The following is a 15,277-nucleotide window of genomic DNA, read 5'->3' as shown; positions in this document are numbered from 1 at the left end:
CGTCCTTTTAGATAGGTAAAAAACGAGGCCTATATACTAGCAAATTCGTCCACAAGCTCAGCAAACTTTTTCATCGCTGATTCGATGGGTTCACTATTCGTCAGATCCACGCCGGTTTTCTTTAAAAGCTCGAGTGGATAATCAGAACTTCCGCTTTTTAAAAACTCTAAATACGATTCAAGGACCTTTTCATCGCCAGACAGTAGATTCGAGGCAATATGGATGGCGGATGCGTAGCCAGTCGCATATTTGTATACGTAAAACGGACGATAAAAATGAGGAATTCGTGACCACCCGTACTTGACTTCCTCGTCAAAAATAAGTACTTCTCCATTGTATTCTCGAAAAAGCTGTTCATACGTTGAATTAAATACATCAACGGTTAATGGAGTTCCCTGCTCCGCCATTTCATGTGTCTTTTTCTCAAATTCTGCAAACATGACCTGTGTAAAAAATGTTCCTTTAAATTGATCAATAAAATGGTTTAATAGATGCTTTCGAATGTCAGGATTCGTTTCGTGTTGTAGTAAATAATTGATTAAAAGTACTTCGTTTACGGTGGAAGCTACTTCAGCTACAAAAATACTGTATCTTGCAGAAATTTGCGGTTGATACTCCGCACTTAATTTACTATGAACACCATGCCCACATTCATGGACGAGCGTAAACATGCTATCCAAATCATCTTGATGGTTTAATAATATATACGGGTGAACGCCATAAATTCCAAGATTATAAGCTCCAGACCGCTTCCCTTTTGTCTCACGAACGTCAATATAGCGAGAATCCTTGAAGGTTTTTAGTGTTTCAATATAATCACTTCCAAGAGGAGCTAGTGCTTTTATCATCGTTTCGTACGCTTCTTCGTACGTGATGTCCATTTTCACTCCACTTACGATTGGAACGCTCATGTCATAAGCTCGAAGTTCATCGAGGTTTAACTTTTCCCTCCGAATTTGATTATAACGATGCATCGGTGCAATATGTTGTTTTGTTGACATAATTAAATTATCGTATACTTCTTTTGGAACATTATCTCCAAACAATGATTTTTCAAGTGCAGATGGATAATTACGAAGCTTCGACATCGTCACATTATTTTTTATTGAATTCGATAGTGTAGAAGCTATTGTATTTTTTAGCTGAATATAAGGTTCGTAATATGCTTTATACGCTTCTTTTCTTTTCTCACGGTTCTCATCTTCAATCAACTTTGAATATAATCCACGTGTGAGTTCGACCTTTTTTCCGTCCTCCTGTGTCACTTCTCCAAACTTTATATCCGCATTGTTGATCATTCCATAGATGGTGCTTGGTGCGGAAAAAGCCTCCCCAAGCTGGGAAACGAGCTCTTCTTTTTCCTTAGATAGAACATGCGGCTTGTAACGAAACGATTCTAATAAATCCTCTTCAAAGTAACTCAAGCCCTTCTCTTCTTCAATAAAGGCTTTTAAATCCTTCTCTTCTAAACTCAAGAGATAAGGCATAAAAAATGACGTTGAGGAACTTACTTTAATACCTAGGCCTTTCATACGTTCGAGGTAGCTTTGTGACTCCGTGACACGAGTGTCTTCATCCACCCTTAGCATGCTGTAGGCATACAAATGATTGAATTTATAGGAAAGCTCCTCCTTTTTCTGTAAAAATTGAAAGAGGCTGGCTCCATCCTGGATCTTGCCATCAAAAGCTTTTAATTCACTCGTCATTTCTTCGACTTGCTTAAAATCTTTCTCCCAGGATGCTAAATCAGGATAAATATCTTCTAAATTCCACTTTTCTTGAGTGGGTACTTGCTCTCGAGATGTATAGGTAGTCATAGGCGAAAACAACTCCTTATGTATGTAATATTTTCTATTTATATCCATTATACGCCAATACAAATCGAATAACGTATAAAAAACAAAAACCACACAATTGTGTGGTCGTCGATTAATTTTTAATTACATTAAATTTTTTAATTCGTCTGTTAGTCGGAAAAACTCTTCTTTATTTCTCGTGGCTAAGGAATCATCAATTTCCTTTCTTAACTTATCTTTGCGATAATCAAGTAGTGCTTGACGGATGACCATATCTGCGGCTGACGACAATTGTTCTTCAGTTGGTTGTTGTGGTGAATTTAGCAAATACTTTTCCATTGGAAATCACTCCTTAACCTTTTTTCTATAATAACATTTGTTTTCTGAAAATTCAATAATTAAATAATTTATTTTTTCGGAATACTTTTTGTTAAGGAGTGATCAGAGTGTTCGTATTAGTTGTTCTTCATCTTCTCTAATTCTTTTTGGACTTGTTCTTCAAGCTCGTAATCATATACTTTATTTATGTCAACGGACGGTTGAAACAGTTCTCTTGCCTTTGATTTTGCTTCAAGAGCAAGGATTTTCTCTTCAGCACGTTCAAATCCCTTCACGGCACTGCCAGGAGTAAAAGTCGCAAATGATTGTTCGATGGATTCAGTCACTTTTGCCACATGAGCTCTTGAAATAAGAAGCTGCTGCTTATATTTTAATTCCTTATATTTATTCTTATAATCTTCAATTAGCTGAACTAGTTTTTTCGTTTGTTGTGACAGAGCTTCAAGTTGTGAAGCATATACCTGTTCCTTCTTTTCAAGTTCAATTTTATCTAAGATTAATTGTTTCGCTGTTTCGTCGTCCCCTTTTTTAACAGCTATTTCAGCTTGTCCCACTCTTTTTTCTATTAATGCTCTAGTTTCATTTAATTGGGCTTCTTGTTTCTTCTCAAAAAACAATTGTTTGGCTAAAGCTTCTTCCCCTTTGGCAATATCCTGTTCCATTTCACGTAGATGCTGCTTTAGCATCACAATTGGATCTTCCATTCGGTCTAGTACATCATGTAAGTCTGCGGTTGCGATTGTTTTTAAACGATTAAATAATCCCATTTTATAGTTCCTCCTCTTATTCATTCCATTATGGTTCTTTTTCTACTTTTTGTTACTAAAAATAAAGCTAATCCAATCATCCCTACTGCAAATAACATAGGTAATAAGGAAATGATGGAAAAAGCGAACAATAGTAAACCTGATAGCTTAACTAAATTCAGCTTTTTCGTTTTACTCCAAAGGAGCCAACCGATGAACGCAGTAACCATTTTAATGATTGTAAGTATCGTTGACATACTAAGTGCCATTAAAAACGGTAGTGGATTATAATTTACATTCCAGTTACTTACATCTGGCAAGGATTGTACCCATTGTGTTGTTCCGTTTAGATAGGGAGCTGTATAGACTCCTATACTAAAAGCAACTGCAAGTAAAAGGAAGAAAAGCAGCCACTGAAACTTTTTCAATCAACTACACCTCCTCTCCCTATGAACCGGATTCGCAGCCTCATTTATGAGTTATTCATTGGAGGGGGGATTCCAAGGTTTCTCTTTCGCTGAGGCTACTATATCCTGGGCTTGTTACTATCATATCGAGGAGATATGTCAAAACTATTAACGATCCTTTACGAAATGTAGGAAAAGAGAGGAACAATTCATTAATGATCCAAAAAAACCTTACTCATCTTGTAGAGTAAGGTTACGGATTGGTTAGCTTAGGATTTGTTTCATATAAACAAGATGAACAACGGGTTCAAATCCCATCTCTTTTAATACACCATGAGTAGTGGAACTGCTCAATTTCGGTAAGTTAGGCACATAGTGACGAATATGGTCACTGGAAGGATGAAAAGCTTCTGCTAATAGAGACTGTATGATTTCTTTTTGATCGCTTCTACTTCGATCTGCTTCACATTGATACAAAGTGGTACCTGTATGCATTCCTTCCTCTGAAAATATCTTACGGAAATAGGCATAACCAAGGGCATTTCCAAAGGTATCTTCGGCAATCAATGCTTCCCCATCTATAACGCTTTGCCAGTGGGTTTGCCAAGGGTTTTTTCCTTGGTAGAACGGTAGATTGCCTACTTCTTCAAGTGAAACACTTTTTACTTGAAAACCGTTTGACCTGACGACTGGTGTGTGACCTTCTTTCTTTTCTAAGCATTCGAGGTGGTCAATAATGTCGTACCCAAGAGATTGATAGAGAGCAATGGCTCCCTTATTTTCGCTAATAGCCTCTAGTGTCGACACTTTCACGTTATTTTCTTCAAGAATATCTAATGTGGCTTCGAGCATTCTTCTTCCGATACCTTTGCTTCGGTAATCCTTGTCGACTGCTGTTCCACCGTTCCAGCCGATTAATTCACCTTGAAACTCTCTGATACCATTTACAATTAATCCAACTGGTTTATCATTCCAGAAGGCAACAACGGACAATTCATCAGAAAGTCCTTCGGAAGCCATTCTAGCCATGAATTTTTCGGTAGTCATTGTTAAATCGAAGTAATATCCCTCAAAGCCTATATTCCATGCCTCAACTGCTTCTGAAATCTCACAATCTTTTAATCTTTTGATTTTAAACATTGGTATCTCTCCTTAAAAGAGGGTGTGCCTGAAAGTGGGAAACTCTCTTGATTTGGCACACCCTTCTAGTATCTACAGCTGATACACTCGACTATATTTTTCTTCAAGATATTCAACCAAATAAGTGGCATTTAGTTGCTCACCTGTCACAGAAACAATTAATTCATTTGGAGTATATAACCTTCCGTGTTGATGAATTCTGTCCTTTAACCAACTCATGATTGGTTGTGAATTACCGGTTTCTAAGTATTGGTCGAATTCCGGGAGTTCTTTTTTCATCGTTTTTAATAGTTGTGCCGCATACAGATTTCCTAATGAATACGACGGAAAGTAACCGAAGCCACCGAATGACCAGTGAACATCCTGAAGTACACCTAAAGTATCTGTTGGAGGGACAATTCCTAGAAACTTTTCCATCTTCTTATTCCAAACAGCTGGGAGTTCGCTTACCTCTAGTTTTCCTTCAAATAATTCCTTCTCAATTTCATACCGCAGCATTATATGCAGATTATACGTAAGTTCATCTGCCTCCACACGAATAAATGATGGATGCACCGTATTAATTGCCTCGTAAAATTCTTGTAATTCAACGTTATGAAGCTGAGCGGGGAAAAATTCCTTAAGCTTTGGCAAAAAGTATTGCCAAAAGGCCTCACTTCGTCCCACCATATTTTCTAAAAAGCGAGACTGTGATTCATGAATTCCAAACGAAGTACCCGAGCATAGAACGGTTCCCTCTAAATTTGAGCTAATTTGCTGCTCGTAGATTCCATGACCCGCCTCGTGGATCGTACCGAACAAGGCAGAAAGGACATTGTCTTCTAGATAGCGAGTCGTAATTCGAACATCCCCGGTGTTTACCGTCTGGGCGAATGGATGCACCGTTTCATCGAGTCTACCAGCTTCCAGATCAAAGCCTAATTGTGGGAGCATGTAGAGGTTAAATTCTTTTTGCTTCTCAATGGCAAATGGCTGTTTCACGATTTTTACTGGTGTCTGATGTGTGGCAGCTTTAATTTTATTTAACAGTGCTATGCTTTTCTCTCTTAAGCTAGCGAAAAGTGGATCAAGTACTTCTACCGTTAAGCCGGGCTCAAATTCATCAAGTAATGCATCATAAGGATGCTTCTCATACCCGTAATATTCAATGAATTTCTTTTTAATTTCTACGATTTTTTCTAAATAAGGGAGAAAAAGACCGTAGTCATTTTTTTCACGAGCCTCTTCCCATGCATCATTGGCATCGCTGCACAAGACGGAATATTCCTTATATAGATCAGAAGGAATACTCTTTGAGCGGTTGTAAAAGTGCTTTCGTAAACGGATTTTCGCTTTTGTTACTGTATCAAAATTCTCATTGCTTTCTGACAACTGATCTAAAAGTTCTCCCATTTCCTGAGAGATCATATGCTCGAATATTTCTGTTTGCAATGCCCCGTATGCTTTTGAAAACTGGGCTCTTCCCTTTTTTGGTGCGATTACTTTTTGATCCCATGAAAGGAGACCAGCGATACTTTCTAAGTGTGAAATTTTTTCGTCCAATGCTTGGAATCTTTCAAGAGCCGTATGTAAAACCGATTGAGTCATAGCCAAACACCCCTCTAATGATTTTAACCGACTGATCGGTTTATTTTCATTATATGGAACATTCAGAATATTATCAAGTGTAAATAATCGGTCAATTTTCGCGAAAAAATGCGTAGTTTCAAAGAAGGATTTTAACATACCGATAAGTCTATTTAGTGATCTTAGTTAGGAAGGACTGCTTCTGATCCCTTATGATCGATTGATACGGAAGCTCAGGGAATAGAATTCGTTGCATATTTGCCGCATCAATAAACGACCAAAACATATGAGTATAAATATCAATATGGATATTTAACTTGAGCTCTCCCGCCTCTTTTCCTTCTTGTAAAATCGATTTCACTAATTCGAATTTCATATTTTTATGTAATTCATCTAAGAGGGTCATCATATCAGGGTTTCGAGATGCGGACAATTGAAAATCAAGTTGTACGAAAAATGCTTCCTTTTGCTCTTCGCACATTGGTTCTAGCTGATAATAATGATCAAACAGATAGGCTATTTTTTCAAGATTTGTAGGAAGGGTTTTTATTTGCGACTCAATGGGTTCTATTTCTCGAGTCACTATCCCTTTCATCAGTTCTAGGTATATTTCTTCTTTGCTTTTAAAATAGTTGTAAATCGCTCCTCTTGAAAGTCCAGAATGTTGAACAAGCTGATCCATAGACGTGATGTGATAGCCCTTTTTCGCAAAGCAATGCTGTGCACTCAATAATATATGATTTCTTCTTTGTCTCTTATGTTCTTCAGATACGATTGGCATAGTACCCTCCTTTATTCCGATTTTAATTCTTCTAAATACATATCTTTTAATTCCCTTAGCACATCGTAATATGGAAATTCATCATATACCGCATGAAGATTGACACCATCGATAATCGTCCAAAATCTTTCAGCGTATAGTTGAGATGGAATATCCTGTTTGAATTCACCTTGTTCTTGTCCTTCTTGAATAATGTCATTTACTAAAGCAACCAATTTTCTTTTTCTCTCATGAAGTTGTTGGAGAAGGTCAGGATCCCTTGTGCTATGAAGATTAAATTCGTAGAAAACAACAATATATTCTAACCGATTACGGTCAATGGGATTTGCAGATAAATATGCGTTAAATAGATAATCGATTTTGCTACTTGCTGTTCGATGTTTGGCAAAGTGTTTATGGTATTGAACAAAGTTTTTGTCAGTTGCACGTGTAAGAAGGTCTAAATAGATTTCTTCCTTGCTTGAAAAATAATTGTAGATTGCACCTTTGCTCATCCCACAATGGGCAACAATATCATCCATTGTCGCCGTTTGAAAGCCTTTTTTCGCAAAGCATTCAAACGCACTGTCTAAAATCTGCTCTTTTTTTTCTTCTTTGTACTCTTCGGAAACGATTGGCATAAGCTCCTCCTTTATTTTTGTTATGATTGAATGGTGAATCGCAAATAAATTAGTTTCTTCGCAAATAAATATTAATAATCGCAAGTAAATTCTGAAAATAGAAAATAAATATTTTTAATCGCATATAAATTTCATGAATCGCAAATATTTTCCGATAATAGCAAATAAGTTCTGATTATCGCAAAAATATTTGAAAACAACAAGTGATTTTTTGAAAAAATCGTCCCCTCCTGCTCAAAAACAAGAGGGAAACGACCAAAAACTGCTTATAATAGCTTTAAAATATGGTAAATCGCGTGAGAAACTCCATCTTCATCATTTGATTTTGTTACATACGTAGCTTTTTCCTTTACTTCAGTCGGTGCATTCTCCATGGCAACCGATGCTGTTGAGATTTCGAACATTGGTAAGTCGTTACCTCCATCACCAAATGCATAAATCTCAGAAAACACATGATTATGCATCAAAGCATAGCGCTGAATCGCTTTACCTTTATGAGCTTCTTTTGACATAATCTCAACATTATTTGGAAAGGAAGAAGCCAAAGTTAATTCTTCAAAATCGGATAATTTTTCCTTAACGAGCTGAATTCTCTCAAGCTCTTCATAAGAAACTACCGCAATACATTTGAAAATCTTTAAATCCTCGATTTGTAAAATATGGTCATAATCGTATGAAAGGAATAGCTCTTTTAGTTCTTCATCACTTTTGCCTCTTAATCCAGGAAGTGTACAAGGGAACCCTCCGTGATTTGTATATACCAATATTCCTACAGAAAGCTTTTTTAATTCTGTCAGCATTTCCTTATAAACAGCAACAGGTATCGTCGTTTCGTATAATAAAGAACCGTCCTTCCCATAAAGCGCGGATCCATTTAACGTAAGAATTGGACAATTCAGCTCGCGAATCGCATTAACTTTCACAACATCAGCATAAGCTCGTCCTGTATTTAAGATCACCTCTACCCCTTGCTCTTGAAGCTTTCGGATCGTTTTTTCGTTTTCAGCAGATACCTCATGCTCTGAATTGAGCAAAGTACCATCTAAATCAAGGGCAACACATTTCACACACATTCACACCTAACTAGAATTGAATTTTTGTAATATTTTTTAACATATCTTATTTTTACATAAAAACGACCACCTATCAATTCGAATAGGTGGCATTTTTTAAATTATTGAATAGGTAGCCAGTTTACGCACCAAATTCCATGTTTATTTTTAGATAATCCGAACCCTAAGCCGGTTGTTTCTGCTTCTATACTAACTGAAGCAGAAGTTTCATCAATTATATGCTCAAACAAGGTTCCTGATTTTACTTTTTCTAACAAGCTGTTGCTAGGATTTTGTTGTTTGGCAACAAGATAATCCTCATACGTTTCAAATACTTTTAAGTATTCTTCATCGTCAATAAAAAGTGAATATTGTGTTTCATAATCCTGGATTTCCTCCGCATAAAAGAAAAGCTGGAAAACCTCTGATGGAGATAATCCACTTAATATTTGTTTATCTTTGGTGTCCTTGAATTGTTCATATCGTTCAAGAAGAACGGCTGATAGTTCCAGTTTCTGACTTTGATCTACTTGAATATGAAACGGTGTGGATTGAACTTCGGGTTCTTCCGGTAAGACAATTTCCTTTAAACTTACTGTATCTGGTAGCGTTTTTCCTTTTAAATACCTAGCCGTATAGTTGTCAACAATGAGTGTAACATCCCCTATATCGATGCGATTTGTTCCAAGCCCGAACACGGCTTTTAGTTTTCGTTGCTCATTTGCTGCGAAAGTAAGATCTGGATGTCTACCCTCCTCTACAGGCAAGGATTGTAAGGAAAGCTTATCCGGGGTAAACAAAATTTGATCCGGGCGCTCTGAATCATCTATATCATAATATTTTAGAGTACCAGTAATTTGAGCTTCTCCTTGAAAAACAGCATGCAATAACGCGCCTTGTTCACTTTTTCCCCCGTCGTAAGGTCCCTTTTTTAGGAGGCTCCAGCCATTTAACACCTCACCATCTTGTAGGTTAGGGTAAAACTTTTCTACATCTGCAATAGTGTTATTTTGTGATGATTTATTGTTGTTTTGGATATTTGATCCAATGATTCCACCGATAAATATTAAAAACCCCGCAACAGCAATAGAAGTGACCATTTTTGGAACAAATTGTTTAGACTTTTTTGTGCTTTTTGTATCTCCAGATCGTATTTTTCGGAGAACTCGTTGCTTTTCTAGTTCTGTGAACACGGATTTTTCAGAAGCAGTCGTATGAACGGCCTCTTTCACCTGCGTATGAATATCAGCCATGTTGTTCTCCCCTTTCATTATTTAAGAAGCGTTTACATCTTTCTTTTCCTCGAAATAGTCTTGTTTTTACCGTTGCTAAAGGAAGTCCGAGTGCTTCACTAATCTCACTGTAAGAAAAATCTTGATAATAATGCAGCAAAAATACTTCTCTATATTTTACAGGCATAGCCATAATGGCTTTTGCGAGTTCTGAGCGCACATCCTTTTGCAAAAGCAGGTCCTCTGGTGATTTCTCCCCACTCTGTTTAAAGGAGAATAACTTTTCATTGATTACGAGATTTCGATAATGCCAGCTTTTTAGGTAGTCTTTACTTTTATTAATCGCTATGGTGTAGATCCATGTTTTGAAAGATGATCGTCTTTTAAACAACAATAGTTTCTCATAAACCGTGATAAAAACTTCTTGAGTAAGATCACTGGCAACCTCCCAGTCTTTTACATAGGAGTAAATCATTCGTTTTAATTTTGTTCCGTACTCATCCATCACCATTTCGATGATTTTCTCACGTTCATATATTCCAGCTAGGGCTTCTTCTATTTCTTTTTCTAAGCTCAAAATTCAAGCCCCTCCTTTTTTAACAAACTACTACCTTATTGGGTTTCCGTGCGTTAGACGAGACAGTTAACGAAACGGTTTCACTTTTTTTACTATATCATGTAAAAAAATAGGAGCACCTTTTTTCCTTAGGTAAAATAGTGAAAACCACAATGGTTGACGGACGTTCCATTCCCTCTATATGATGAAAGAGGTACATAAATGGAAAAGGGTGGTATCACATGAAATTGAAAATTGGTATGATAGGGCTTGGCAATATTGCACAAAAGGCATATTTACCTATTCTGTCTAGAGAGACAGATTGGGAGTTTGTTGGTTCCTTTACTCCAAATAAAGAAAAGAGAAGTTTGATTTGTAAACAATATCGGATCGAGGAGTTTTCAAGTGTTACTTCTGTGGCTGATGCGTGTGATGCGGTGTTTGTTCATAGTTCAACAGCTACACATTATGACATTATCTCTACTCTTCTCTTAAAAGGTAAGCATGTATACGTGGATAAGCCCTTAGCAGCGACTCTTGAGCAAGCGGAAAAATTAGTGGAATTAGAGCATTCATCAGGCTGTAAATTAATGGTGGGTTTTAATCGTCGTTTTGCACCTATGTATGTGAATGCGAAGGAACAATCGAAAGAACTTGCATGGGCGAGATTTGAGAAGCATCGTGCGAATAGTGTTGGTCCACATGATATAGAATTTACGATGTTAGATGATTACTTGCATCTTGTTGATACGGTCCGTTGGTTGGCTGACGATGATCTTACTCTTCAGCATGGAACGTTGCATAAAAATGAAAAAAATGAGATGATTTTTGGCCAACATACATTCTCCAAAAAAGACGGAATCCATCTGACGACGGCCATGCATCGAAATGCTGGTACGGGATTGGAGCAACTGGAGCTTGTTACGAACGGGGCCATTATACGTGTAAAGAATATGAATACGACTGAGAGGGAAGCTGGTGATACCATCTCTACTTCTTTCCCAGGGTCTTGGGATTCCACATTGAAACAACGCGGATTTGAAGATGCTATCCATCATTTTATTCATTGTGTTGAAAATGATATAACGCCGTCAGTCGATGGTGAAGAAGCGTTAAAATCACAACAATTAGTCATGAAATTAATAAACCCCCACTTGTGAAATGTGGGGGTCTTTGCATTTAATTAATCATCATCTCTGTCATCGAAAAAGTCAGTATCCATTTCTCTAATTTCTCCTGTCATGGCGTCAATTTCATAGTCCATCTCCTTGTCACCATCACGGATTTCAATTTCGTATGTGTAATCATCGTCAAGTTCGACTTTTGTCACTGTACCTGGTGATTCTTTTAATGCAACAGCGATGGCCTCATCCTTAGTAATTTTCGCTTCTTGGGATGTTACAGATGAGCTATCGTCTGTTTTTACATTTGTTTGTATAGGTCCAGTAGAAGGGCTAGTTTTTACCACATCCGTGACAATCTTTTTCGAATCGTCCTCGATTTTATCAATCGCTCCTACCCCGATTGCTCCAGCTAGTACAACGAAGCTTACAATACCAATTAATAATGCATTTCTTTTTTTCATTTTGTTTCCTCCTTACTGTTGATACTCTTATCATAGCCAGCAAAAATGAGGAAACTCAGATAAGAAAATGAGAAATTGATGAGAAAATTAATAGAAACGATTTAATCATCCCAAGTGACACTCATGATTTCCCCTGTTATGGAGTGAACTTGTATGGTGGCTTCCTGCTGGTCATTTGCTTCAATCTCGACCAAGTAATATGAGACACCACTTGATTGCTCGAATTCTACCTCCTCCACTGTTCCAGCCATTTTTTCTAATGCAATCTCTATGGCTTCTTGTTCCGTAATCTGACTTGGAGGCTCTTTCATAGGTCCTTCTTCGGGCGCCTGATTGCCTTGTTCAGTCTTAGTGTCAGAGTTGTCATTTGGAGGACTTTTTGTTTTTGTCATAGTTAAAATGTCCCCGGACCCTCGATCAAGGACAAGTTCATACTCCCCACCTGCTAATGACAGAGTAATAAGAAACCGATCGTCCATTTCAAGAGTTGATATCACTTCGCCTGTATATAATTGTTTTACTTTTTCTTCGGCCTCACTAGCGGATAATTGACTTGCAATTGAGGAGGTTTGTAGTAAGACTCCAGCGATGATTGCGATTACACCAACAAAAATAATAATGATGACCCATTTATTTAGCCTCATTTTTCTCCCTCCGTCTGTATGGTGATACTAGTATACATGTGAAAAATGAGAATTTACTGAGAGTTAGTGGTGTTGAAAAGAATACGAGCAGTTGTACCGTATCCTTCCCTACTTTCTATTTGTAGCTTTATATTCATTGCCTCTGCTAACTCTTTGGCTAAGGAAAGGCCCAATCCAAAGCCACCCGTCTTTCTCTCCCTTGCTTTGTCTACGCGGTAAAAACGATCAAAAATCTTTTCTAAATCTGTATCAGGAATCCCAATGCCAAAATCCATTATCTCCAAAAATGCAAGATTCTCTTTTGTATACAACCGTAATTCTATGATGTCATCACTGTATTTACGTGCATTATCCATAAAAATATAGATAAGCTGTTTGAGTCTTTGATAATCCGCTTCAACAACGGAATGATCTTCAATATGGATCTGTATTTGTCGATGGTACGCCTGTCGAAAGGAGTGAGCAATGTCTTGAATCAATGGTGATAGCTCTATTTTCACATTGTGGACTTGCCATTGCTCGTCGTGCTTGGCCAATAAAAGGAGATTATTGGTTAGATCCCGCATCCGTTCTGTTTCAGAAAGAATCGCATGAACGGATTCATCAAACACTTCTGGCCTCTCCTTCCCTCTTCTTCGTAATAAAGTAGCATATGATTCAATCACCGTTAAAGGTGTTTTAAGTTCGTGTGAAGCATTGCTAATGAACTCACCTTGTTTTTGATAATTCACCTCTAATAAGTCGATCATTTTATTAAATGCATCTCCCATTTGGTAAAGTTCATCATTTGTTTTCTTCGGTAAAGGAAGTCTTTTAAAATGACCGCTATTTTGTATTTCCTTCATGGTGTGAATCATGGATGTTATCGGTCTCGTGATGACATTTCCTAATAGCCTCGACGAAATCAAAGCAGGAATGGTGGCTAAAAATGTGACAGAAATAAGAAGTAGTTTTAATATGTGAAGCATTTCATCGGTGGAGTGTAAACTTACCATTACCTGAAGATCCACAATTTCACCATTCAACCAAATGATGGGGAGTGATACAAATGCAAAGGAAATACCGTTATTGGTAATAATTTTCTTCTCTTCTTTGCCGTAGTAGGTTATGGGTAAACTTCGTAATTCCGATAGTTGTGCCGTATCAGCTGCTGCCCCTGCCCCTTGGCTGCCATCAGGCTTTATAACTTGTAGAAGGCCATCTACGGGTACATATGCTCGGAGAAGCTGTTGGACGGGAACGGACGCATCCGACTGGTGAATACCAGTTGTTGCTTGTTTCACCTCTTCATACACTCTATCTATTTCACGGTTCTTCGCCATTGCGCTAAAAGAGAGATAAATGGTTAATACAATAATGATTAACAGAACAATAAACATGACTGCTGACGATAAATTAATTTTATTTTTAAGTTTCATTCTGTTTCCCTAAGTACATAACCAACTCCGCGAATCGTATGAATCAAATTCGTAGGATAGGGCTTGTCGATTTTATTTCTTAAATAGCGTATGTAAACATCAACAACGTTTGTGTCGCCGTAATAATCATAGCCCCAGACACCGTTTAAAAGCTGTTCTCGGCTTAGTACCTGACGTGGGTGTTTAATGAGATATGATAGTAACGTAAATTCTCTTGGAGTCAATTCTATCCGATCATCCCCTCTTATCACTTCGTGTGTTGTCTCGCTAAGTTTTAAATCAGAGAAACTTAGCCAGCTGGATTCAGACACCTTATCGAGAATCGGCCGTTTATTACGTAGACACACACGAATTCTTGCAAGAAGTTCTTCAATTTGAAAAGGCTTTGTCATATAATCGTTTGCTCCAAGATCCAGTCCAGATACCTTATCCTCAACAGAATCCTTTGCGGTTAACATGATAATTGATACGTTCGACTGTGCTGAACGTATCCGACGCAAAAGTTCAATACCACTAATACCAGGAAGCATCACATCTAATAAAATGACGTCCCAAGTTTCTGATTGAAACAACTGAAAACCTTCTAAACCATTTAGAGCTGTCTTCACTTCATAATCTTCATAGGATAGTTCAAGCTCAAGAACACGGGCAATCTTTTCTTCATCCTCAATAATTAACACCTTTGGTTTATCCATTAAAACCTCCAGAAGATGGAATTTACCGTCATTTTATCATAAATAGATGAGGATTACTTAATTTGAGCTTCGGAGTAAGGTTAAAGGAGAATAATGAAAAGATAAACCCTCCATTATCCAATGGAGGGCTAAAACGTCTGTATATTTAATACTATTAATCTCTCAATATTCGAGTTTTTTCTCCCCATTGTTTGGCGAGTCGTGCCAACTCTGAAACAAGCTCTTGCTTTCCTTCTTGGTATCGATGATGATCATCGGGATATTTGGTGGCTAGCTCGAGCTTTTTTTGTCTGTATCTGGCAGCTTGTTCCGGGTGTTGTAGTAAATACCTTTTAAAGTCTAGGTGGAAATTAATCTGTTTATCTCCTTGTTGAAAAACATGGACATGATGGGTACGTTGGTCCCCGCCCTTTTGAAAGAAACGTCTTCCAGATATCCCGTTTTCACCTTTAACTTCATACCCAAGCTCGAGCATCGATGAGTTTAAACGGTCAATACTGGAGATGTCATCAACGACTATTAATATATCGATTATAGGCTTGGCGTAACCAATTGTTTTAATGGAGGTACTTCCTATGTGATGAATGTGGATCGCGGTATCCTGAAAAATTTTATTGAGAATCATAGCCTCTTTTTCAAAAATGCTAGCCCATTCTTTCGACCATGGTACAATATTTGTTTTTCGCATAAAATGATTCCG

Annotated in this window: 17 protein-coding genes; 1 reads left to right on the top strand and 16 read right to left on the bottom strand. The window is 37.5% G+C overall.

Translation table 11 applies throughout. The annotated features are described in order from the left end of the window. Positions 1 to 29: 29 nt before the first annotated feature. The 11 genes from pepF to M3175_RS11595 all read right to left on the bottom strand — a co-directional run bounded on the left by pepF (position 30) and on the right by M3175_RS11595 (position 10,256). Positions 30 to 1,817, bottom strand: a complete 1,788-nt coding sequence (gene pepF / locus M3175_RS11645; protein WP_251519069.1) for an oligoendopeptidase F — start codon at positions 1,815 to 1,817, stop codon at positions 30 to 32. A gap of 123 nt (positions 1,818 to 1,940) precedes the next feature. Beyond that, positions 1,941 to 2,135: an IDEAL domain-containing protein gene (locus tag M3175_RS11640; protein ID WP_066049157.1), complete on the bottom strand. Its 195-nt coding sequence runs from the start codon at positions 2,133 to 2,135 to the stop codon at positions 1,941 to 1,943. Between the two features lie 116 nt (positions 2,136 to 2,251). Then, positions 2,252 to 2,902 carry a PspA/IM30 family protein gene (locus tag M3175_RS11635; protein WP_251519067.1) on the bottom strand — a complete coding sequence of 217 codons (651 nt, stop codon included), beginning with the start codon at positions 2,900 to 2,902 and terminating at the stop codon, positions 2,252 to 2,254. A gap of 20 nt (positions 2,903 to 2,922) precedes the next feature. Then, a complete protein-coding gene (locus M3175_RS11630; protein WP_251519065.1) occupies positions 2,923 to 3,309 on the bottom strand; it encodes a hypothetical protein in 387 nt (128 codons plus the stop codon). Between the two features lie 243 nt (positions 3,310 to 3,552). Next, entirely contained in the window at positions 3,553 to 4,428 is an 876-nt protein-coding gene (locus M3175_RS11625; protein WP_251519064.1) for a GNAT family N-acetyltransferase, read from the bottom strand. A gap of 72 nt (positions 4,429 to 4,500) precedes the next feature. Next, complete coding sequence (locus tag M3175_RS11620) at positions 4,501 to 6,015, bottom strand: carboxypeptidase M32 (protein ID WP_251519062.1); 1,515 nt, start codon at positions 6,013 to 6,015, stop codon at positions 4,501 to 4,503. A 148-nt stretch (positions 6,016 to 6,163) separates the two neighbouring features. Continuing rightward, entirely contained in the window at positions 6,164 to 6,775 is a 612-nt protein-coding gene (locus M3175_RS11615; RefSeq protein WP_251519060.1) for a TetR/AcrR family transcriptional regulator, read from the bottom strand. Positions 6,776 to 6,786: 11 nt separating this feature from the next. Continuing rightward, positions 6,787 to 7,395 carry a TetR/AcrR family transcriptional regulator gene (locus M3175_RS11610; RefSeq protein WP_251519058.1) on the bottom strand — a complete coding sequence of 203 codons (609 nt, stop codon included), beginning with the start codon at positions 7,393 to 7,395 and terminating at the stop codon, positions 6,787 to 6,789. Positions 7,396 to 7,661: 266 nt separating this feature from the next. Next, on the bottom strand, positions 7,662 to 8,468 hold the full coding sequence (locus M3175_RS11605) for a Cof-type HAD-IIB family hydrolase (protein ID WP_251519056.1): 807 nt from the start codon (positions 8,466 to 8,468) through the stop codon (positions 7,662 to 7,664). A 101-nt stretch (positions 8,469 to 8,569) separates the two neighbouring features. Further along, positions 8,570 to 9,700, bottom strand: coding sequence for a hypothetical protein (locus M3175_RS11600; RefSeq protein WP_251519054.1), 1,131 nt, complete (start codon positions 9,698 to 9,700; stop codon positions 8,570 to 8,572). Further along, positions 9,693 to 10,256, bottom strand: coding sequence for a sigma-70 family RNA polymerase sigma factor (locus tag M3175_RS11595; RefSeq protein WP_251519052.1), 564 nt, complete (start codon positions 10,254 to 10,256; stop codon positions 9,693 to 9,695). The genes M3175_RS11600 and M3175_RS11595 overlap by 8 nt, the downstream gene beginning before the upstream one ends. A gap of 221 nt (positions 10,257 to 10,477) precedes the next feature. Between M3175_RS11595 and M3175_RS11590 the strand changes: the two genes are divergently transcribed. Next, a complete protein-coding gene (locus M3175_RS11590) occupies positions 10,478 to 11,395 on the top strand; it encodes a Gfo/Idh/MocA family protein (protein ID WP_251519049.1) in 918 nt (305 codons plus the stop codon). 23 nt (positions 11,396 to 11,418) lie between these two features. Here the strand turns inward: M3175_RS11590 and M3175_RS11585 are convergent, their stop codons facing one another. The 5 genes from M3175_RS11585 to M3175_RS11565 all read right to left on the bottom strand — a co-directional run bounded on the left by M3175_RS11585 (position 11,419) and on the right by M3175_RS11565 (position 15,265). Continuing rightward, the gene (locus M3175_RS11585) at positions 11,419 to 11,820 is read right to left on the bottom strand and encodes a PepSY domain-containing protein (RefSeq protein WP_251519047.1); all 402 of its coding nucleotides are present in this window, start codon (positions 11,818 to 11,820) and stop codon (positions 11,419 to 11,421) included. A gap of 101 nt (positions 11,821 to 11,921) precedes the next feature. Next, the gene (locus M3175_RS11580; protein ID WP_251519045.1) at positions 11,922 to 12,464 is read right to left on the bottom strand and encodes a PepSY domain-containing protein; all 543 of its coding nucleotides are present in this window, start codon (positions 12,462 to 12,464) and stop codon (positions 11,922 to 11,924) included. 53 nt (positions 12,465 to 12,517) lie between these two features. Beyond that, positions 12,518 to 13,882 (bottom strand): sensor histidine kinase, encoded by a 1,365-nt coding sequence (locus M3175_RS11575; RefSeq protein WP_251519043.1) that lies wholly within the window; start codon positions 13,880 to 13,882, stop codon positions 12,518 to 12,520. Beyond that, the gene (locus M3175_RS11570) at positions 13,879 to 14,577 is read right to left on the bottom strand and encodes a response regulator transcription factor (protein WP_251519041.1); all 699 of its coding nucleotides are present in this window, start codon (positions 14,575 to 14,577) and stop codon (positions 13,879 to 13,881) included. The genes M3175_RS11575 and M3175_RS11570 overlap by 4 nt, the downstream gene beginning before the upstream one ends. A 154-nt stretch (positions 14,578 to 14,731) precedes the next feature. Next, positions 14,732 to 15,265, bottom strand: a complete 534-nt coding sequence (locus M3175_RS11565; RefSeq protein ID WP_251519039.1) for a GrpB family protein — start codon at positions 15,263 to 15,265, stop codon at positions 14,732 to 14,734. Between the last annotated feature and the right edge of the window lie 12 nt (positions 15,266 to 15,277).

Source organism: Robertmurraya korlensis (genome assembly GCF_023715225.1).
Classification (GTDB): domain Bacteria; phylum Bacillota; class Bacilli; order Bacillales; family Cytobacillaceae; genus Robertmurraya_A.
The sequence above is the reverse complement of the archived record's forward strand: the minus strand, read 5'-3'. Positions and strand labels throughout refer to the sequence as shown.